The following is an 18,735-nucleotide window of genomic DNA, read 5'->3' as shown; positions in this document are numbered from 1 at the left end:
GGCCACTAGTGGTAACCGCCTCGGTTGCCGAGACTCGTTACTCGTGCGCTCTCTTCGATTCCACCCCGCCTGGCTGGTCGCGGCCGTCGCGTTCGTGGCGCTGGTCGGGGCCGCCGGCTTCCGCGCCACGCCGGGCGTGATGCTGCACCCGCTGCACGCCGAGTTCGGCTGGCCGGTCGCCGTGATCTCCGCGGCCGTCAGCGTCAACCTGCTGCTCTACGGCCTGACCGCGCCGTTCGCGGCCGCGCTGATGGACCGGTTCGGCATCCGCCGGGTCGCCGCGGTCGCGCTGCTGCTGGTCGCGTCCGGCAGCGGGCTGACCGTGTTCATGACCGAGAGCTGGCAGTTGCTGCTCTGCTGGGGCGTGCTGGTCGGCCTCGGCACCGGCTCGATGGCGTTGTCGTTCGTGGCCACCGTGACCGGGCGCTGGTTCGTCGCGCGGCGCGGCCTGGTCACCGGCGTGCTGACCGCGGGCGGCGCGGCCGGACAGCTCATCTTCCTGCCGATCCTGGCCGTGCTGGTGCAGGAGAGCGGCTGGCGCTCCGCGTCGCTCACCGTCACCGTGGCCGCGCTGCTGGTCGTACCGCTGATCTGGTTCTTCCTCCGCGATCACCCGCGCGACCTGGGCACCACCGCCTACGGAGCCGCCGCGGAAGATCAAGTGCAACCACAACCTCAGGGCAGCGCGGCGGTACGGGCGGTCCGCGCGCTGCGGACCGCCGCCCGTACCCGCGCGTTCTGGCTGCTGGCCGGCGGCTTCGCGATCTGCGGCGCCACCACGAACGGCCTGGTCGGCACGCACTTCATCCCGGCCGCGCACGACCACGGCATGGCGGCGACCGCGGCCGCGAGCCTGCTGGCGCTGATCGGCGTGTTCGACATCGTCGGCACGATCGCGTCCGGCTGGCTGACCGACCGGTTCGACAGCCGGATCCTGCTCGGCGCCTACTACGGGTTGCGCGGCGTGTCGCTGCTGGTGCTGCCGGCGCTGTTCGCGGCCGACAGCGGGCCGAGCATGCTGGTCTTCATCCTGTTCTACGGCCTGGACTGGGTGGCCACGGTGCCGCCGACCGTGGCGCTGTGCCGCACCTACTTCGGCGCGGACGGCGCGGTCGTGTTCGGCTGGGTGTTCGCGTCGCACCAGGTCGGTGCCGCGTTCGCGGCGACCGCGGCGGGCCTGGTCCGCGACCGGCTCGGCGAGTACGACCTGGCCTGGTACGTGGCCGGCGCGCTGGCGATCGGCGCGGCCGTGCTGTCGCTGTCGCTGTTCCGCACCCGCCGCCACGACCGGGTCACGCCGCCGGTCGACGGCCACGCGCGGCCGGGCCGCTGGGCGTTGAAGAGCACGTAGAAAGACCTGAGTGGCGAGGCGGCGGTGGGGGTAGAACTGACACCATGGAGCACTACACGATCGCCACCGTCGCGGAACAGTACTCGGATTTCCGTCGCGTCCTCTGGACCGGCAAGCACACCCAGGTCGTGATCATGACGATCCCGGCCGGCGGCGAGATCGGTGAGGAGGTCCACGAGGTGGACCAGATCCTCACCTTCGTCAGCGGTGTCGGCCAGGCCAAGGTCAGCGGCCAGACGCGCAAGGTCAGCCAGGGCGACATGGTCATCGTCCCGGCCGGTGCGAAGCACAACTTCACCAACGAGGGGCCGAACCCGCTCGTGCTCTACACGGTCTACGGCCCGCCGGAGCACGCGGACGGCGCGGTGCACGCCACCAAGGAGGAGGCGGACGCGCTGGAGGAGGCCGGCAAGGACGAGCCGCCGACCTCCTGAGCACTCGGGGCGTGTCCGGCGGATCTTCGCCGGCCTGCGGCGAGATCCACCAGACGCGCCTATCCGACGATGTCGGTGTCGCCGGCGACCGCGCACTGCATGAGCGCGGCGTTGGCGGCGAGTTCCCGGGACGCCACGGAAGCCAGATCGAGCTCCCGTTCGGCACCGCTGACGTGGATTGCGCCGAACATGGCGATCGCCACGTCGGCGGTGCCGCCCGCGTTGAGGTGGGTCAGCAGCAGATCGCTGATGTACTGATCACTGATCTTCCCCGGGCCGGGATGGCGGTAGGCGATCAGCCGCCGCCACAGGTTGCCGGTCTCGCCCACGAAGGTGCGGTGCCCGCAGATGGAGTCGGTCCAGGTGAAGCGGTAGAGGCCGGGCCGGTCCGGCAGCACCGGGAAGGCGAGCCGTCCCAGGCTGTCCACAGTGATCTTCCCGGAGTGCCGCCAGTGCATGACGATGCGCAGATCCACGGTCCCGCCCTTGGGCCTCGGCGTGTCGTACCCGCGGTAGGCGGCACCGAGCGTCGGCCGCTCCACGGTGGCCGCGCCGGCTGCGCGCAGCTCGGTCAGCGGGTCGGAGTGGTTGCCGGGCATCGAAGCGCCCCCTTGTCTCCGGGACCGGCCGGTCGGGCCGCGTCGCCGGACAGGTCCTTGCCGGTCGATGGTGACGGCCCCCGATCTTGCCGGTCGGCCGCGCAAGGCTAATTCTGCTCGTCTTCGCCGCGACCGGACTCCGCTGAGCGGTTCGCATGCCCACCGGCTCGGCGAGCAACCATCGGCTATGCGGCCGACGGTTCCGACCTTCGGTCACCCCCGGTGTCGAACATTCGCCTTAGCTCGGTCCGCCCCCGCTCCAGCGCGGCGCGTAGCGCGTCGGGCGAGGTGTCCGGCGGCGCGGTCGGCGGAAGGGCCAGCTCAACGCCGGTGAGATCGTGGCGGAGCCAGCGCCGGACCGCCTCGTGATCACGGAGCGTGGCGTCGTGATCGGCAACGTTCCATGCATCGCTCACGTACGGTGTGTTGTCGCGGCCGAGCGCCGCCAGCAGTCCGGCCCGGCGGGTCAGGCAGGCCGGGCAGTGCCCGCAGTGCGCGGCGGCCGGGCAGGGCGCCCGCGTGCAGCTGATGGTCCGGGTGAGCACCGGCGCCGGCAGGCCGGCCCGCAGCCCTCGCCGAAAGACCTCACCCGCGGTGACCAGGAGGTACGGGTTGAGCGCGCCCTCCGGTGGCGGCTCCATGCCCGGCGGCAGCCGCAGCGCCCGCAGCACGTGCGCGGGGGCCGCGTCCGTGCGTATCGCGTCGTGGCGGAGCCGGACCGGCCGGACGGCGATCGACTCGACGGCCGCGAACAGCTCCCGGAGGCGCCGCGCGTGGCCGTCGGTCACGTCGGTGGGTCCGATCAGGACCAGCGGGTGCGGGCCGGCACGCGCGCGCTCGGCGGCGTGCACGGTCGTGTCGGGGTCGCCGGTGAATGGCACCATCTCTTCCGCCACCAGCACCTCCCAAGGCCCGCCGCCGACCATAGTAAATACCCGTAGTCATTGGCTAGTGTCGCTCAGTCGCCGGAAGCTGAACAGCATGGGAATTGCGTGAAACGCTTCTTCCAAGGCGTCCGAAACGGGACACGTGCGAAACGGCATTTTATGTTGTCAATGCCGCTTCCCGCACTCGAAAATGCTTCGGTGACGACCCAGCCGCCGACCGATCCACCCGCACGTCCCTCGATCAACCAGGCATCCCGCCGTTACCGGGGCGGCCCCGGTCGCAACGTCACCCCGAGCCCGCGCCCCTCACCCTCCCCGGCCGCCGCGTCGTCCTCCGCCGCTCCACCGTCGGAGCCCTGTCCCGACCAGCGCCGCCACGACCGGCGCGTCCAGTTCCTCCACCGCCTGCGGTACGTCGCCATCACGCTCGCGCTGATGGTCGCCACCGGCGCCACGGTCGCGCTGATCTGCTCACACGGCTAGGGGGTGTCTGGCGCACGCCGCGGGCCGGAGAAGGGCCGCCAGACGCGCCCCCAGGTGTGCTGTCCCGGTTGCGCCGCGGGTGGGTGTCCCGGTCACGGGTTCTCCAGCAGGTCGAGCGTGAGCGCGGCGGTCCAGCTGAACTCCGCCGCGCCGAGCCCGGCCCCGGTGACCGGGTGGTAGTACTCGTAGCAACCCCCGGTGCCGACCAGGTCGAGCATCCGGTCGCGCAGCAGCGCGGCCGGCGCCGGGTGGTTATGTCCGAGCAGGCCGCGATGGAGCAGCCAGTTCATGTTGATCCAGATCGGGCCGCGCCAGTACCGCACCGGGTCGAAGTCGGCCGCGGTCCGGTCGTAGCTGGTGACCGGCAGCGCGCCGCCCAGCCCGAACCGGGGCGACGTCGCCGCCTCGACCAGCGACGCCGCGATCTCCTCCGGCAGCCCGGGCAGCACCAGCGGCACCAGGCCGTTGACGCACCGGGCCGCCGCGCGCTCGCCGGACGGCACGGCGCGCGCGTGGAACATGCCGGTCCGTGGATCGAAGAGGTGCTCGACCATCGCGCTCACGATGGCCCGCGCGCGCTCGCGGTGGTGCGCGGCGGGCAGGCCGAGTTCCTCCGCGATCTCGGCCAGCGCGATGTCCGCGGCCGCGCGCAGCGCGTTGAACGACGGGCACTCCATCACGAAGCCGTGCCGCCCGGCCAGGTCATCGTCGTGGTAACCGCGGTCCCGGTACGCGCCCGCGATCGCCAGGTACCGGGCGTAGTCCGCGTCGGTGGGCCGGTGCGCGGGCGCCGCCACCCGGATGTCCCGCCGCCGGTGGACGCGCAGCAGCTCCGGGTCGGCCGGCAACCGCGCCAGCGCCTCGTCCCAGCTCGGGCTGTTGTCCAATCCGGACTCCCACGGGTGCACGATCGACACCAGGCCGTCGCCGGCCGCGTCCCGGCGCGTCGTCAGATAGGCCTGCTGCGCGCACAGCCGCGGATAGAACCAGGCCAGCCGCTCCCGGTCGGCGGTGCGGCGGAAGATCTCGCGGACCGCCACGGCGTGCACCGGCGGCTGCACCAGCCCGGTGGTCGGCCCGTCCCAGAACGCGGGCCCGGGAAAGTAGTCGCCCTCGGGCACGGCCGGGTTGAACACGATGTGCGGGACGCGGCCGTCGGCCCACTGCGCGCGGAACAGCGACTCCAGCTCCCGCCACGCGCGGTCCGGTGCGGCGTGGGCGAGACCGATCGCGACGAACGCCGAGTCCCAGCTCCACTGGTGCGGGTAGAGCGACCGGGACGGAACCGTGTGATCACCGGTCCAGTTCAGATCAAGAACGCGTTCGGCCAGGGTACGGAGTGCGGTGCGGCCCATCCGGGCCGTCAGGCCGCGAGCGTGCGGACCGCGGCCTCGACGTGCGCCGGGAGCGGCCGGCGGTGCCGGAGCACCCACGGCAGCAGCCGCGCCGCGTCGGCCAGCCCGGCCCGTGCCGCGTCGCCCGCGCGCCAGGCGGAGCCGGCCGCGGCGACCGCGACCGGCAGTGGACGGCGCAGCCACGCGGTGAGCAGGTCGTTGCGCGCCTGGCGGCGCCGGCGGCCGGCCACGTCGCGGCCGGCGGGCAGCGGCAGGTGCCGGACCGTGAGCGCGGGCACGTAGGCCAGGCCGTGGCCCGCGGCCGCGAGGTCCATGGCGAGCAGCGCCTCCTCGCCGTACACGTGCAGCGTGGGGTTGAAACCGCCGACGCCGAGGAACGCGTCCCGCCGTACCACGGCCGCGCAGGCGAGGAAGCCGAGCACCGCCGGTCCGGGCAGGTCCGCGGGCGTGCCGAGCGGCGCCGCCTCCATCGCGGCGGAGATCGGGTCGACGCGTCCCCGCTCACCCACCAGCACCTGGCCGGTCAGCAGCGCGGCGCGCGGGTGCGCGTCGAGCAGCGCGGCGGCCTTGCCGAGCGAGCCGGGCTCCCAGTAGGAGTCGTCGTCCGCGAAGGCCACGTACGGTGTCCCGGCCAGCTCCACGCCGACGTTGCGCCCGGCCGCGCCCAGGTTCGCGCCGGCGCGTACCACGTGCACGTGCGGCAGCGCCTCCTCGACCGCCTCCGGCGTCCCGTCCTCCGAGGCGTTGTCGACCAGGATCACCGGCGCCTCGTGCCGCGGCAGATACCGCAGCAACTGATCACGCCGATTGCGACTGGCCACCACCACCGTCACGTCATCCACCGCGCCGAATTACCCGAGATTTCCCCGGATATGCGACACGGCCCCCCGCACCGCCCGTCAGCGAGCCACCCGGCGCACCGGATCGGGTTTGTCCCGCGAAGCGGCCCACGACGACCCCGCACCCGGCCGTGCGACGCCCCCACCGGACCGTGGGGTGTCCGGGGGCCGCCCCCGGAGCTAGCGAAGAGGGGCCGGTGCGGGCCGGCCCCTCTTCTGTGGGAACTGCGCGGGGGTTAGGCGACCGCGCAGGCTGTGCCGTTCACAGTGAACGCGCCCGGCTCGGCGAACGCGCCCGTGGAGTTCGCCTGGAACCCGAACGACGCGGAGGCTCCGGCGGCGATCACACCGTTCCACCCGATGTTCTTCGCAGAGACAGTCTGCCCGCTCTGGGTAACGGTGGCATTCCAAGAATTTCCGATGCGCTGGCCGGACGGGAGGGTGAACCCGAGGTCCCACCCGTTGATCGCCGCGGTGCCGGTGTTCCGCACGGTCACGTTCGCCGTGAAGCCGCCGTTCCAGGCGTTGGTGTCGTAGGTGACGGCGCAGCCGCCGACGGTGGCGGGCGGCGTCGGCGACGACGTGGTGGGCGCGGTGGTCGGCGTCGTGCCCGGGCCGTTGACCGCGGCGGAGAACGAGTTGACCGCCAGGCCCGCGCCGCCGATCCACGGCTCGAAGCCGGCCTGGATGCTGGTCAGGTACCACGAGTTGGTGATCGCGCCACGGCTCCGGACGTCGTTGATGAAGTCCAGCACGCTGAAGTTCCAGGACGTGATCGCGGACGGCGCCACGTACGAGATGACGTTGTTGGAGCCGTTGCTGCCCTGCCAGACCTCCCAGGTCCGGCCGCCGACCGTGGCGCTGCCGACCGGCGAGCCGATCGGCTGGATGTTGCCCTGCCGGTTGAACCAGATCATGATCTCCATCTGGTTGACGCCGTCCCGCTTGGGCGTCGGGTCGAGCCAGATGTCGTACGAGGCGTTGTACGTGGCGCCGCTGACGAACGTGTAGTCGATCGAGCTGGTGGCGCTGTTGATCGCGCTCACCTGGATCGGCAGGTTCGTGCCCGGCGAGCAGTTCGTGTAGTGGCAGCCGAGGAAGACCGACGGGTACGACACCGGGGCACCGCTGGTGTTGCCGACGCCCTCCTGCCGCGTGATCGAGAAGCCGCTGCCGGTGACGTTGATGCACTGCTGCGCCGAGGTTCCCCAGCGGTTGTTCTGCACGACGTACCGGTTCTGGATCGTGGTGGAGCCGTACTGCTCGCAGATCTCCGCGTCGGCGTTGGCGACGCCGTTGACCGCGAAGGCGGTGGCGGTGCCCGCGATGAGCAGCGCGGCCGCCGCGATGGCACGGATCGGTCGTTTCATGGGTAGAGTCCTCACGAGGTGTCCGTGGAGCCGGATGGTGGGGTCCGTTAACACCCCATGGACGCTGTTGACATCGGCGCAGGCGCCGTTGACATCGGCGCAGGCGCCGTTGACATCGGCGCAGGCGCCGTTGACATCGGCGCAGGCGCCGTTGAATCCATCGCAGGCTGGGCGACCTGCTCCGGGAGCGCTCCCAAGGGGCTCTGACAGATTTACACGCCCGAAAACGACAGGCAACCCACAGCAGCCTTTTCTTCTTCTTAAGAAAGAAGTACCCGCGCCGCGCGTACCCCGGCGAGACCCCGCCGCAGCGCGTCCAGCACCCGTTCCTGCGTGGACTCGGTGACCCGCGCGGCCGGGATGGAGATGCTGATCGCGTCCGTGGCCGGTGAGCGCAGCGGCACCGCCATCGCGAAGCAGACGATGCCGTCCGTGTTCTCCTGCCGGTCGATCGACCAGCCGCGCGCCGCGGTCTCGTCCAGTTCCGCGCGCAGTGCTGCCGGCTCCGTGATCGTGCGCGCCGTCAGCGCCGGCAGCGGCCGGGGCAGCAGCGCGTCCACCGTGGCGGCCGGCAGGCCGGCGAGCAGCGCCTTCCCCAGCGCGGTCGCGTGCGCCGGGAGGTGCCGGCCGATCGCACTGTAGAGCCGCAGCGGGTGGATCGACTCGCGCTTGGCCATGTAGACCACGTTCGGCCCGTCCAGCCGGCCCAGGTGCACGGTCTCACCCAGTTCCTCGGCGAGCCGGTCCAGCACGGCGGAGAGCATGCCGACCGCGTCGTCCGCCTCGAGGTAGGCGGCGCCGACCTGGAGCGCGCGCATGCCCAGGCCGAAGCGGGTGCCGGTCGGATCGGTCTCCACCCAGCCGCGCCGGGCCATGGTGCGCAGGATGCCGTGCAGCGAACTCTTCGGGATGTCCAGCTCGCGGGCCAGCTCGACCAGCGACCGGCCGGGGTGGGCGGCGAGCCGCTCCAGGATTTCCAGCGTGCGGTCCGCTGACTTCACGGGCTGCCAGTCGTCGGTCACGGAAATGCGCTCCTTACTGCGTACCCCCTCATTCTGGTCCGTCTTGACAGGGGATCCGGCCGGAGGGCTATGGTCACATACGTGACTGATGTTCGCCATCTTGAACAGACGATCGAGGCCGGGCGGATTCTGCCGGTGGTCGTGCTCCACGCCGCCTCCGCCGCGGACGGGCTGGCCGACGCCCTGCTCGCCGGCGGGCTGCGCAGCGTCGAGGTGACGTTTCGCACCGACGCCGCGGCCGACGCGATCCGGGCCATGGCCCGCCGCGAGGAGCTGCTGGTCGGTGCCGGCACCGTGACCCGGGTGGAACAGGTCGACCAGGCCGTGGAGGCGGGCGCGCGGTTCGTGGTCAGCCCGGGCTTTTCCGCACGGGTCGTTGAGCGCTGTAAGACCCTGGGCGTGCCGATCTTCCCGGGCATCGCCACCGGCACGGAGATCCAGATGGCGCTGGACGCGGGCCTGACCACGGTCAAGTTCTTCCCGGCCGAACAGCTCGGCGGCGCGGCGATGGTCAAGGCGCTCTCCGCGCCGTACGCGAACGTTCGGTTCATCCCGACCGGCGGCGTCACCACCGCGAACCTCGCCGGATACCTCGGGCTGAAGTCCGTGCTCGCGGTCGGCGGCACCTGGATGGTCGCGCCCGACCTGCTGGCCGCCCAGGACTGGGCCGAGGTCACCGCCCGCACCGCCGCCGCGCTCAAGGAGGCCGCCGCATGCTGACGATCAGGGAGAACGCCGCGTTCGACGCGGTCTCGCTCGGCGAGATCATGCTCCGGCTCGACCCGGGCGAGGGCCGGATCAAGACGGCGCGCTCGTTCCGGGCCTGGGAGGGCGGCGGGGAGTACAACGTGGCCCGCGGGCTGCGCCGCGCGTTCGGCCTGCGCACCGCGGTGGTCACCGCGTTCGCGGACAACGAGGTGGGCCGGCTGCTGGAGGACCTGGTGCTGCAGGGCGGCGTGGACACGTCCTTCATCCACTGGGCGACGTACGACGGCATCGGCCGCACCGTGCGCAACGGGCTGAACTTCACCGAGCGCGGCTTCGGCGTGCGCGGCGCGGTCGGCGTCTCCGACCGGGGCCTCACCGCCGCGTCCCAGCTCCGTCCGTCCGACGTGGACTGGGAGCACCTGTTCGGCACGCTCGGCGTCCGGTGGCTGCACACCGGTGGCATCTACGCGGCGCTCTCCGAGACCACGCCGGACGTGATCGAGGCGGCGATGGAGGCCGCGCACCGGCACGGCACGATCGTCTCCTACGACCTCAACTACCGGCCCAGCCTCTGGCAGGCGATCGGCGGCAAGCAGCGCGCGCAGGAGGTCAACCGCCGGCTTGCGCGGTACGTCGACGTGATGATCGGCAACGAGGAGGACTTCACCGCGTCGCTCGGCTTCGAGGTGCACGGCGTCTCGGAGAACCTGGACAACCTGGAGACCGCGGCGTTCCGGGGGATGATCGAGGCGGCCGTGAAGGACTACCCGAACTTCCAGGTCGTCGCCACCACGCTGCGGACCGTGAAGAGCGCCACGGTCAACGACTGGGGCGCGATCGCCTGGCAGGACGGCACGTTCGCCGAGGCCACGCACCGTCCGGGACTGGAGATCATGGACCGCGTCGGCGGCGGCGACAGCTTCGCCTCCGGTCTCATCTACGGCCTGCTCTCCGGCTTTCCGATCGGGAGGGCGGTCGAATATGGAGCCGCGCACGGCGCGCTGGCCATGACCACGCCGGGTGACACGTCGATGGCATCGCTGCGTGAGGTGGAGGCGCTCGTCGGCGGCAAGGGCGCGCGCGTGCAGCGATAGAACTTCCATGCGTGATGGCCACGCCCTGAGCTGCGCAAACGTGCCGGGGCGTGGTCACCCGGCGGCGGGACGGTCGGCAATGCCGGTCACACGCCTCTACCATGGTGCCGTTCGCGGCGAGTAATCTCTTGGCTTCAACGCGTGCCCACCCCTCGGAGGCGTCGCTCACATGGCCGGTACCACCCTGCGGATCCTGATCGTCGGCGCCGGCATCGCCGGTCTCGGCGTCGCTCGGGCCCTGCGTATGGCCGGTCTCCGGCCCGACGTCGTCGATCGGGAACCACCCTCGGCCGGCCCCGGCGCCGCCATCTTCCTCCCCGGCAACGCCACCCGCGCACTCGGCGGTCTCGGCCTCGCCGGGCCGCTGCGCCCGCTCGGCGCCGTGATCACCCGCCAGTCCATCCGGGACGCGGCCGGCGACCCGCTCTGCGAACTGGACCTCGGCGAGCTCTGGGACGGCGTCGGCGAGTGCCGCGCCCTGCCCCGCACCGACCTGCAACGCGTGCTCGTCTCCGCGGTCGGCGGAGTCGTTCGTCACAACACCGCGGTCACCGGGCTGGAGCTGGACGAGGCCGGCCCGGTCAAGGTGGACTTCGCGGACGGCAGCCGCACCGACTACGACCTGGTGATCGGGGCCGACGGCCGCCGCTCCACGGTGCGCGCGCTGGCCGGGCTCGGTGGCGCCGCCCGCCGCACCGGCCAGTTCGTCTACCGCAGCGTCGTGCACGGCGGTCCCGCGGTCACCGAGTGGATCGGGCTGCTCGGCGCGCACTCCAGCTTCGTCGTGATGCCGATGGGCGACCGCCGGCTGTACTGCTACGCGCACGAGACGGTCCCGGAGGACGCCGCGCTGCCGTCCGACGGGCTCGCCCGGGTCCGCGAGGTCTTCGGCGGCTACGGTGGACCCGTCCCCGCGGTGCTCGACGCGCTGGAGAAGGTGCAACTCGCCGCGCCCGAGGAGGTCGAGGTCGCCGGCTGGTCACGCGGTCGCGTGCTGCTCGTCGGCGACGCCGCGCACTCCACCTCGCCCACGCTCTCGCAGGGTGCCGCGATGGCGCTGGAGGACGCGATAGTGCTGGCCGAGGTGCTGCGCGCGCACGCCGGTGACCTGCCCGCCGCGCTCGCCGCGTACGAGAAGCGCCGCCGCCCGCGCACCCGATGGGTGCTCGACCGCACCCGCGACCGGGACCGCACCGGCGACGTCGCGCCGGACACGCGAGACCCGTTGCTGCGCAAGCGCGGCGATCGCATCTTCCGCGACTACTACGCGCCGTTGCGTGATCCAGCGTAGAGCAAGCACACGTCGCTGACGGCGCGTTTGGTCACCCCGTGCCTACAGGGGCATCAGGAAGGATTATTCTGCCCGAGAGGTACGTCTGCAGATCAACTGTGCGTCGTGCCCACGTGGTGAGCTCGAAGACCGGAGGCTGCTCGTGACCACCGTCGCACCGAAGCCGATCGTCACCCGGCCATGGCCGGTGCACAAACCCGTCCGGGGATCGGCGCTGGCGCGCATCCTGCGCACGACGGACGCGAAGCAGATCGGGATCATGTACATGATCACGTCCTTCGTGTTCTTCCTCCTCGGCGGCCTGATGGCGCTGCTCATCCGCGCCGAGCTCGCCGCGCCGGGCCTGCAGATCCTCTCGCCCGAGCAGTACAACCAGATGTTCACGATGCACGGCACGATCATGCTGCTGTTCTTCGCGACGCCGATCGTGTTCGCCTTCGGTAACTACATCGTCCCGATCCAGATCGGTGCTCCGGACGTGTCGTTCCCGCGGCTCAACTCGTTCGCGTACTGGCTGTACCTGTTCGGTGGCACGATCACCATGGGCGGCTTCTTCACGCCCGGCGGCGCCGCCGACTTCGGCTGGTTCGCCTACACGCCGCTGTCCGACGGCATCCACAGCCCGGGCGTCGGCGCGAACATGTGGGTCGTCGGCCTCGCGCTCTCCGGCCTCGGCACCATCCTCGGCGCGGTCAACCTGATCACCACGATCCTGACGCTGCGCGCGCCCGGCATGACGATGTTCCGGATGCCGATCTTCACGTGGAACATGCTGGTCACCAGCCTGCTCGTGGTGATGGTCTTCCCGTTCCTGGCCGCCGCGCTGTTCGCGCTGGCCGCGGACCGCATCCTCGGCGCGCACGTCTTCGACCCGGAGACCGGCGGGCCGATGCTCTGGCAGCACCTCTTCTGGTTCTTCGGCCACCCCGAGGTGTACATCATCGCGCTGCCGTTCTTCGGCATCATCTCGGAGATCATCCCGGTCTTCAGCCGCAAGCCGATCTTCGGCTACAAGGGCCTGGTCGCCGCCACGCTGCTGATCGCCGCGCTGTCGATGTCCGTGTGGGCGCACCACATGTTCGCCACCGGCCAGGTGCTGCTGCCGTTCTTCAGCTTCCTGAGCTTCCTGATCGCGGTCCCGACCGGCATGAAGTTCTTCAACTGGATCGGCACCATGTGGCGGGGCCAGATCAGCTTCGAGACCCCGATGCTGTTCTCGATCGGCTTCCTCACGACGTTCCTCTTCGGCGGCCTGTCCGGCGTGCTGCTCGCCAGCCCGCCGATCGACTTCCACGTCTCCGACTCGTACTTCGTGATCGCCCACTTCCACTACGTGCTCTTCGGCACCATCGTGTTCGCCGTCTACGGCGGCATCTACTTCTGGTTCCCGAAGATGTTCGGCCGGATGCTGGACGAGCGCCTCGGCAAGCTGCACTTCTGGCTGACGTTCATCGGCTTCCACACCACGTTCCTGGTGCAGCACTGGCTCGGCAACGAGGGCATGCCCCGCCGCTACGCCGACTACCAGGTCAACGACGGCTGGACCGAGCTCAACATGATCTCGACGGTCGGCGCGTTCATCACCGGCCTGTCCACGCTGCCGTTCCTCTACAACTGCTGGAAGTCGTACAAGGCCGGTCAGCTGGTCACGGTGGACGACCCGTGGGGTCACGGCAACAGCCTCGAGTGGGCGACGAGCAGCCCGCCCCCGCTGCGCAACTTCGACCGGATGCCGCGCATCCGCTCGGAGCGGCCGGCCTTCGACGCCAAGTTCCCGGAGCTGGCCGCCGGCCACCAGTCGGTCGCCGGGCCGCCGGAGGGCGGCGCCAAGCCGCTCAGCGCCGAGTCGGACGGCGGTGCCTCCTACCAGGAGGACAAGGACCACACGCTGGACAGGGACAAGTAGCGCCGCGAAGCCCGCGACCGGCCCCCACTCGCCTTCCGCGAGCGGGGGCCGGTTTTCTTTCCTCCCCGCAAGCTCCCGAGGGCACCGGCCGGCCGCAGCGGCGGGGCGTTCACCACGGTCGGGGGCGGGAGCCGGGCTCCCTGCCGGTTGCGTGGTGGGTGGGTTGTGACCGGTGCGGTGGTGATCAACAATGAGGGATGGAGACGTTCTGGGCTGACGCGGACCGGCTGCTGATCCGCTACGGCGCGGTGTTCACGCCGCGGATCATCGAGCGCGCGGAAGGGGCGTACGTCTTCGACAGCGACGGACGCGCGATCCTGGACTTCACCTCCGGCCAGATGAGCGCCATCCTCGGGCACGCGCACCCGGACGTGGTGGCGACCGTCTCGGCCGCGGTCGCCTCGCTGGATCACCTCTACAGCGGGATGCTCAGCCGGCCGGTGGTGGACCTCGCGGCGCGGCTGGTGGGCACCCTGCCGGCCGGGCTGGACCGGATGATGCTGCTCAGCACCGGCGCGGAGGCGAACGAGGCGGCGATCAAGATGGCCAAGCTCGCGACCGGCCGGTACGAGATCGTCTCCTTCGACCGGTCCTGGCACGGGATGACGCACGGCGCGGCGTCCGCGACGTTCTCGGCCGGGCGGCGCGGATACGGACCGGCCGCGCCGGGGAACCTGGCGCTGCCCGCGCCGAACGCCTACCGGTCGCCGTTCCGGCACCCGGACGGCACGCACGACTGGCGGGCGGAACTGGAGTACGGTTTCGCGCTCGTCGACCAGCAGTCGGCCGGCAGCCTGGCGGCCTGCCTGGTGGAGCCGATCCTGTCCTCGGGCGGCATCCTGGAGCTGCCGACGGGCTACCTGGGCCGGCTGCGCGAGCTGTGCGACGCGCGGGGCATGCTGCTCGTCCTGGACGAGGCGCAGACCGGCATCGGGCGTACCGGCACCATGTACGCCTTCGAGCGGGACGGCGTCACACCGGACATCGTGACGCTGTCCAAGACGCTCGGCGCGGGACTGCCGGTGGCCGCGGTGGTGGCCGGCGCGGCGATCGAGGAGGTCTGCCACGAGCGGGGCTTCCTCTTCTACACCACGCACGTGTCCGACCCGCTGGCCGCCTCGGTGGCGCTGACCGTACTCGACGTGGTCGAGCGCGACGGCCTGGTGGCCCGCGCGGCCGAGCTCGGCGCGCAGCTCGGTGCGCGGCTGACCGCGTTGCGGGACACCCACGAGGTGGTGGGCGACGTGCGCGGCCGCGGGCTGTTGCAGGGCATCGAGCTGGTCCGGGACAAGGCGAGCAGGGAGCCGGCCGAGGCGCTGGGCGCGGCCGTCACCTCCGCGTGCCTGGAGCGCGGGCTGCACCTGAACATCGTGCAGCTGCCCGGCATGGGCGGGATCTTCCGGATCGCACCGCCGCTGACGATCACCGAGGACGAACTGCACGCCGGCCTGGACATCCTGGAATCCGCCATCATCGCTTGCGCTGCGTAGTCATCTCTAACTTTCGGCCGAGGTAGCGCGGCCGGTTTTCCCTCCTTCGGACAGAGGCTTTTCGATGCGCCATCGGGCAGCCTTGGACCTAGGAATACACTGCGTGTATACATGGAGGGTGTAACGCGATGAGCAGCCCGAACGCGATTCTGGAGCGGACGCTGCCGGAGGCGCCGCCGCGAGGCCGGCGGGTGTCGGCGCGTGCGCTGGCGGCGGTCGGAGCGGTCGCCACCGCCACGCTGACGGTCGTCACAGCCGGTGTTCTCCGGCCGGGCGTGGCCACCATGGCGGCCGGGCTGATCGCGATGGGCGTCGTGATCGGCGCCTGGTTCCTCTCCGCCGGCGTGAGCACCCGCCGGCTGTACGCGGTGGCCGCCGCCTGGGCCGCGCCGCTGCTGCTCGCCCGGCCGCTGTTCAGCGGCGACGTGTGGAGCTACCTGGCGCAGGGGGCCACGGCCGCGCGCGGGCTCGATCCGTACCGACTGGGTCCCGCCTCGGCGCTCGGCGCCGATTCGGTCTTCGCCCAGCAGGTGAGCCACTACTGGGCGGACACGCCCGCGCCGTACGGTCCGGCCTGGCTGCTGGTGTCCCGCGGCGTGGCGCTGCTGACCGGTGAGCAGCTGACCGCCGGCGTGCTGGCCTACCGGACGATCGCGCTGGCCGGCATCGTGCTGATCGCCTGGGCGCTGCCGCGCCTCGCCGCACGCGCCGGCGCGGACCCGGGCGTCGCCGTGCGGCTCGGCCTGCTCAACCCGCTGGTGCTGTGGCACCTGGTGGCCGGCGTGCACAACGACGCGCTGATGCTCGGCCTGATGCTGGCCGGCCTGGAACTGGCGCTGACCGGCCTCGATCGGCCGCTGCCGCTGGTGGCCGGCGTCGCGCTGCTCACGGCCGCGGCGAACATCAAGTTCGTGGCGGGTGCCGCGTTCTGCATGCTGCTCATCGCGATGGCGCACCGCCTGCCCCGCCCCGCCCGGCCGATGATCGCGGTGGTGGCCGGCGCGCTCGCCGGCACGGCCGCGCTCTCCATGGTTGCCGGCTTCGGCTGGATCACCGGGCCGCTCGGGTCGCTCACCGTCTACAGCTGGATGTCGCCGACCACCGCGACCGGCCTGCTGATCGGCGCCATCGCCGGCCCGGACGTCACTCCGACGGCGGTCGCGATCGCCAACACGATCGGGCTGACGGTGGGCGTACCCGTGGTGATCATGCTTTTGATCGCCGTCTCCCGGCGCCGCCTGGACCCGGTGCGCGGCCTCGGCCTGATCTTCACGGCCGCCCTCCTCTGCGGCGCCGTGGTGCAGCCCTGGTACGTGCTCTGGGCCGTCCTACCCCTGGCCGCCGCCGTCCGCACCCCCCGCCAGCAGCGGCGCATCGCGGCGGTGAGCACGGTGGTCGCGCTCGCCCTCCCGCCGATGACCGGTTCCGTACCCGCGATGATCACGGGCTACCTCATCGCCGCCGTGGTCCTCGCCCTCGCCGCGGTGCTGCTCCGCCGATTCCTCCGGCGCGCCGTGACCGGCCAGGCCGCCGCCCCGCACGCGACCCGGCCGAACGGGGCGGCATCGCGGCAGGAAGGCGTGGAGTCCCTGGTGACGCGGTTGCGCGACGGGGAGGCCGTGATTCCGCACCAGCGAGGCGTCCCGATGCCGGCACGCAGTGCCCGGGATGTCGCGCCACTGTAGTCAGCTAAAAGCCGATATTTCGGGCGCATGGCGCCCGAGCCGAATCGCCCCTCAGCGGTGAGCCGCGGGACCCTCGCCAGCCGGCTTTGCTCTGCTTACCTGGACCAGCCGGCGGCGCGCTGGTGCGCAGACCGGCTTTGCTCTGCTTACCTGGATGATGCCGCTGGTTCGCAGCCCGGATCGCTCTGCTTACGTGGAAGAAAGGCCGAAATCGGGTCCGCGTGGCGCGGGTCGGCAGTGTGGTAGCTCGCGCCGAGCGGACTTCGCTCTGCTTACCTGTCCGGACGAAACGCTGGCAGCCGCCCGGCGCGAGTCGGCGAGGTGGTGGCTCGCATCGTGCCGGGCGTGGCGTGGATGACGATGGCGAGGTGAGTCGGCGGCTCAGGCCTTGCTGGGGACCGGGTCCGGCGCGAGTTCCGTGCTCTCGTCCGGGGGGAGCGCGCGGGTGCGGGCGCGGCGGACGACCGGCAGGGCGGCCAGGGCGATGAGCAGGCCGGCGGCGCCGGCGGCGGCGAAGCCCCAGGCGCCGCCGAAGGCGTCGATGACGGCGCCGGTGAGGGGGGCGCCGATGGCCATGCCGACGGTGAGGGCGGAGCCGTGCAGGCCGAGGGCCTCGCCGCGGGCGGAGGCGGGGGCGAGGGCGCTGACCTGTTCGGTGGTGGCGGTGAGCGTGGGGGCGCAGAGCGCGCCGGCCGGGATGAGGGCGAGGGCGAGCAGCCACCACAGGTCGCCGGCCAACCCTACCGGGATGGTCAGCAGGCTGAGGCCGGCGAGCAGGCCCACGGCGCCGAGCGGGCGGGGGAGCGTGCCGTAGACGAAGCCGCCGGCCAGCGACGCGGCGGCCCAGACGCCGAGGACCAGGCCGGTCCAGCCGACCTCGCCGCCGTCGCGGAGCACGGCCACGGTGGCGACGTCGGTGCCGGCCAGCACGAGCGTGGAGGCGGCGGCGATCGCGTACGCCATCAGCATCGGCGGGCGTAGCCAGACGCGCCGCGGGACGGCCGGAGCGGCGTCGGCGGGCTTCTCGTGGGCGGCGCGGACCGGCGGGTTGAGCACGGTGAGCAGCGCGGCGGAGAGGGCCAGGCCGGCACCGATCGCGATCATGGAGGCGGTCGCGGAGACCGTGCTGGCGAGCAGCACCGCGCCGGCGGGGCCCGCCATGTATGACAGCTCGACCGTCATCGCGTCCAGTGAGAACGCCTGGCGCCGCTGGTCCTCCGGGACGAGCGCGGTCAGCGCCTGCCGGACGATCGAGAACGCGGGCAGCGTGAGCAGGCCGCCGAGGCCGGCGGCGGCCAGCAGCCAGCCGAACGGCAGGCGCGGGGAGAGCAGCCAGAACGCGCTGCCGGCCACGCCGGTGAGCACGATGACCGGTCGCATGCCGACGCGGTCGGCCCAGCGGCCGAGCCAGGGCGCGCCGATCGCGCTGCCCACGGTCATCGCGGCGCCGACCAGACCGGCCGCGGCGTAACCCTCACCCTGCTCGTCGACGACGTGCAGGGTGAGGGCGATCGAGGTCGCGGTGATCGGGATCCGGGCGAGAAAACCGATCAGCAGCAGCGCCGCGACGCCCCGCACCCGCAACACGCTGCCGTACGCCCGAAGTCCCATGCGGCCATGCTGCCGCACGGGTCCGACATGTTACGAGGGAATTACTACTGGTTTGCCGGTCAGCGTGACGGACGCCTCGGTGAGCTGGGTCAGCGCGGATTCGGTGGTGGCCGGTGCTACGCCCGCGGTCAGGTCGAGCAGCACGGTGGTGGCGAAGCCGGCCGCGGCGGCGTCCAGTGCGGTGGCGCGCACGCAGTGATCGGTGGCGATGCCGACCACGTCGACCGCGGTCACCTCGCGCGAGCGCAGCCAGTCGGCGAGCCGCTCGCCGGTGACGGAGTGCCCCTCGAAGCCGGAGTACGCCGCCGCGCGCTCGCCCTTGTGGAAGACCGCCTCCACGCGCGAGGTGTCCAGTGCCGGGTGGAACTCGGAGCCGGCGGTGCCGACCACGCAGTGGGCCGGCCAGGAGTCGACGTAGTCCGGGTGCGCGGAGAAGTGCGCGCCCGGGTCTATGTGGTAGTCCTTGGTCGCCACCACGTGGTCCCAGCTTCCGGTGGCGAGCGCGCCGGAGATGGCCGCGGCCACGCCGGCGCCGCCGTTCACGGCCAGCGAGCCACCCTCGCAGAAGTCGTTCTGCACGTCGACGATGATCAGAGCACGGGACACCTGA

Annotated in this window: 17 protein-coding genes; 9 read left to right on the top strand and 8 right to left on the bottom strand. The window is 72.0% G+C overall.

Annotated elements, in window-relative coordinates:
* Positions 1-43 precede the first annotated feature (43 nt).
* Both J2S41_RS28980 and J2S41_RS28975 read left to right on the top strand, forming a co-directional pair.
* A complete protein-coding gene (locus tag J2S41_RS28980) occupies positions 44-1,351 on the top strand; it encodes an MFS transporter (protein ID WP_310372327.1) in 1,308 nt (435 codons plus the stop codon).
* Positions 1,352-1,395: 44 nt separating this feature from the next.
* On the top strand, positions 1,396-1,785 hold the full coding sequence (locus J2S41_RS28975; protein WP_310372325.1) for a cupin domain-containing protein: 390 nt from the start codon (positions 1,396-1,398) through the stop codon (positions 1,783-1,785).
* 59 nt (positions 1,786-1,844) lie between these two features.
* Here the strand turns inward: J2S41_RS28975 and J2S41_RS28970 are convergent, their stop codons facing one another.
* Positions 1,845-2,384 carry a hypothetical protein gene (locus J2S41_RS28970; RefSeq protein ID WP_310372324.1) on the bottom strand — a complete coding sequence of 180 codons (540 nt, stop codon included), beginning with the start codon at positions 2,382-2,384 and terminating at the stop codon, positions 1,845-1,847.
* Positions 2,385-2,569: 185 nt separating this feature from the next.
* The gene (locus J2S41_RS28965) at positions 2,570-3,280 is read right to left on the bottom strand and encodes a hypothetical protein (RefSeq protein ID WP_310372322.1); all 711 of its coding nucleotides are present in this window, start codon (positions 3,278-3,280) and stop codon (positions 2,570-2,572) included.
* A gap of 189 nt (positions 3,281-3,469) precedes the next feature.
* On the opposite strand from J2S41_RS28965, the gene J2S41_RS28960 reads away from it, so the two are divergent.
* A complete protein-coding gene (locus J2S41_RS28960; RefSeq protein ID WP_310372320.1) occupies positions 3,470-3,754 on the top strand; it encodes a hypothetical protein in 285 nt (94 codons plus the stop codon).
* Between the two features lie 92 nt (positions 3,755-3,846).
* Here the strand turns inward: J2S41_RS28960 and J2S41_RS28955 are convergent, their stop codons facing one another.
* The 4 genes from J2S41_RS28955 to J2S41_RS28940 form a co-directional block, all read right to left on the bottom strand.
* Positions 3,847-5,109 (bottom strand): amylo-alpha-1,6-glucosidase, encoded by a 1,263-nt coding sequence (locus tag J2S41_RS28955; protein WP_310372319.1) that lies wholly within the window; start codon positions 5,107-5,109, stop codon positions 3,847-3,849.
* An 8-nt stretch (positions 5,110-5,117) separates the two neighbouring features.
* On the bottom strand, positions 5,118-5,951 hold the full coding sequence (locus tag J2S41_RS28950) for a glycosyltransferase family 2 protein (RefSeq protein WP_310372317.1): 834 nt from the start codon (positions 5,949-5,951) through the stop codon (positions 5,118-5,120).
* A 233-nt stretch (positions 5,952-6,184) separates the two neighbouring features.
* On the bottom strand, positions 6,185-7,318 hold the full coding sequence (locus J2S41_RS28945) for a glycoside hydrolase family 12 protein (RefSeq protein ID WP_310372315.1): 1,134 nt from the start codon (positions 7,316-7,318) through the stop codon (positions 6,185-6,187).
* Positions 7,319-7,578: 260 nt separating this feature from the next.
* Positions 7,579-8,340 carry an IclR family transcriptional regulator gene (locus J2S41_RS28940; protein ID WP_310372314.1) on the bottom strand — a complete coding sequence of 254 codons (762 nt, stop codon included), beginning with the start codon at positions 8,338-8,340 and terminating at the stop codon, positions 7,579-7,581.
* 81 nt (positions 8,341-8,421) lie between these two features.
* On the opposite strand from J2S41_RS28940, the gene eda reads away from it, so the two are divergent.
* The 6 genes from eda (at position 8,422) to mptB (ending at position 16,514) form a co-directional block, all read left to right on the top strand.
* Complete coding sequence (gene eda, locus J2S41_RS28935; RefSeq protein ID WP_310372310.1) at positions 8,422-9,060, top strand: bifunctional 4-hydroxy-2-oxoglutarate aldolase/2-dehydro-3-deoxy-phosphogluconate aldolase; 639 nt, start codon at positions 8,422-8,424, stop codon at positions 9,058-9,060.
* Positions 9,054-10,142 carry a sugar kinase gene (locus J2S41_RS28930; RefSeq protein ID WP_310372308.1) on the top strand — a complete coding sequence of 363 codons (1,089 nt, stop codon included), beginning with the start codon at positions 9,054-9,056 and terminating at the stop codon, positions 10,140-10,142. The genes eda and J2S41_RS28930 overlap by 7 nt, the downstream gene beginning before the upstream one ends.
* A gap of 169 nt (positions 10,143-10,311) precedes the next feature.
* On the top strand, positions 10,312-11,433 hold the full coding sequence (locus tag J2S41_RS28925) for an FAD-dependent monooxygenase (RefSeq protein ID WP_310372306.1): 1,122 nt from the start codon (positions 10,312-10,314) through the stop codon (positions 11,431-11,433).
* Between the two features lie 142 nt (positions 11,434-11,575).
* Positions 11,576-13,339 (top strand): aa3-type cytochrome oxidase subunit I, encoded by a 1,764-nt coding sequence (ctaD, locus tag J2S41_RS28920; protein WP_310372304.1) that lies wholly within the window; start codon positions 11,576-11,578, stop codon positions 13,337-13,339.
* Between the two features lie 197 nt (positions 13,340-13,536).
* On the top strand, positions 13,537-14,829 hold the full coding sequence (locus J2S41_RS28915) for an aspartate aminotransferase family protein (protein WP_310372302.1): 1,293 nt from the start codon (positions 13,537-13,539) through the stop codon (positions 14,827-14,829).
* A 128-nt stretch (positions 14,830-14,957) separates the two neighbouring features.
* Positions 14,958-16,514 carry a polyprenol phosphomannose-dependent alpha 1,6 mannosyltransferase MptB gene (gene mptB / locus J2S41_RS28910; protein ID WP_310372300.1) on the top strand — a complete coding sequence of 519 codons (1,557 nt, stop codon included), beginning with the start codon at positions 14,958-14,960 and terminating at the stop codon, positions 16,512-16,514.
* Positions 16,515-16,895: 381 nt separating this feature from the next.
* Here the strand turns inward: mptB and J2S41_RS28905 are convergent, their stop codons facing one another.
* A complete protein-coding gene (locus tag J2S41_RS28905; RefSeq protein ID WP_310372298.1) occupies positions 16,896-18,125 on the bottom strand; it encodes an MFS transporter in 1,230 nt (409 codons plus the stop codon).
* A 30-nt stretch (positions 18,126-18,155) separates the two neighbouring features.
* On the bottom strand, positions 18,156-18,731 hold the full coding sequence (locus tag J2S41_RS28900; protein WP_310372296.1) for an isochorismatase family protein: 576 nt from the start codon (positions 18,729-18,731) through the stop codon (positions 18,156-18,158).
* Positions 18,732-18,735: the final 4 nt, after the last annotated feature.

This window comes from Catenuloplanes atrovinosus (genome assembly GCF_031458235.1).
Classification (GTDB): Bacteria; Actinomycetota; Actinomycetes; order Mycobacteriales; family Micromonosporaceae; genus Catenuloplanes; species Catenuloplanes atrovinosus.
The sequence above is the reverse complement of the archived record's forward strand: the minus strand, read 5'-3'. Positions and strand labels throughout refer to the sequence as shown.

What these genes read in the sequence shown, in the direction of transcription:
- J2S41_RS28915 (WP_310372302.1), top strand. Translation starts at nt 13,537, where the DNA reads ATGGAGACGTTCTGGGCTGACGCGGACCGGCTGCTGATCCGCTACGGC.
- J2S41_RS28970 (WP_310372324.1), bottom strand. Translation starts at nt 2,384, where the DNA reads ATGCCCGGCAACCACTCCGACCCGCTGACCGAGCTGCGCGCAGCCGGC.
- mptB (WP_310372300.1), top strand. Translation starts at nt 14,958, where the DNA reads ATGAGCAGCCCGAACGCGATTCTGGAGCGGACGCTGCCGGAGGCGCCG.
- J2S41_RS28905 (WP_310372298.1), bottom strand. Translation starts at nt 18,125, where the DNA reads ATGGGACTTCGGGCGTACGGCAGCGTGTTGCGGGTGCGGGGCGTCGCG.
- J2S41_RS28955 (WP_310372319.1), bottom strand. Translation starts at nt 5,109, where the DNA reads ATGGGCCGCACCGCACTCCGTACCCTGGCCGAACGCGTTCTTGATCTG.
- J2S41_RS28975 (WP_310372325.1), top strand. Translation starts at nt 1,396, where the DNA reads ATGGAGCACTACACGATCGCCACCGTCGCGGAACAGTACTCGGATTTC.
- J2S41_RS28925 (WP_310372306.1), top strand. Translation starts at nt 10,312, where the DNA reads ATGGCCGGTACCACCCTGCGGATCCTGATCGTCGGCGCCGGCATCGCC.
- J2S41_RS28930 (WP_310372308.1), top strand. Translation starts at nt 9,054, where the DNA reads ATGCTGACGATCAGGGAGAACGCCGCGTTCGACGCGGTCTCGCTCGGC.
- J2S41_RS28945 (WP_310372315.1), bottom strand. Translation starts at nt 7,318, where the DNA reads ATGAAACGACCGATCCGTGCCATCGCGGCGGCCGCGCTGCTCATCGCG.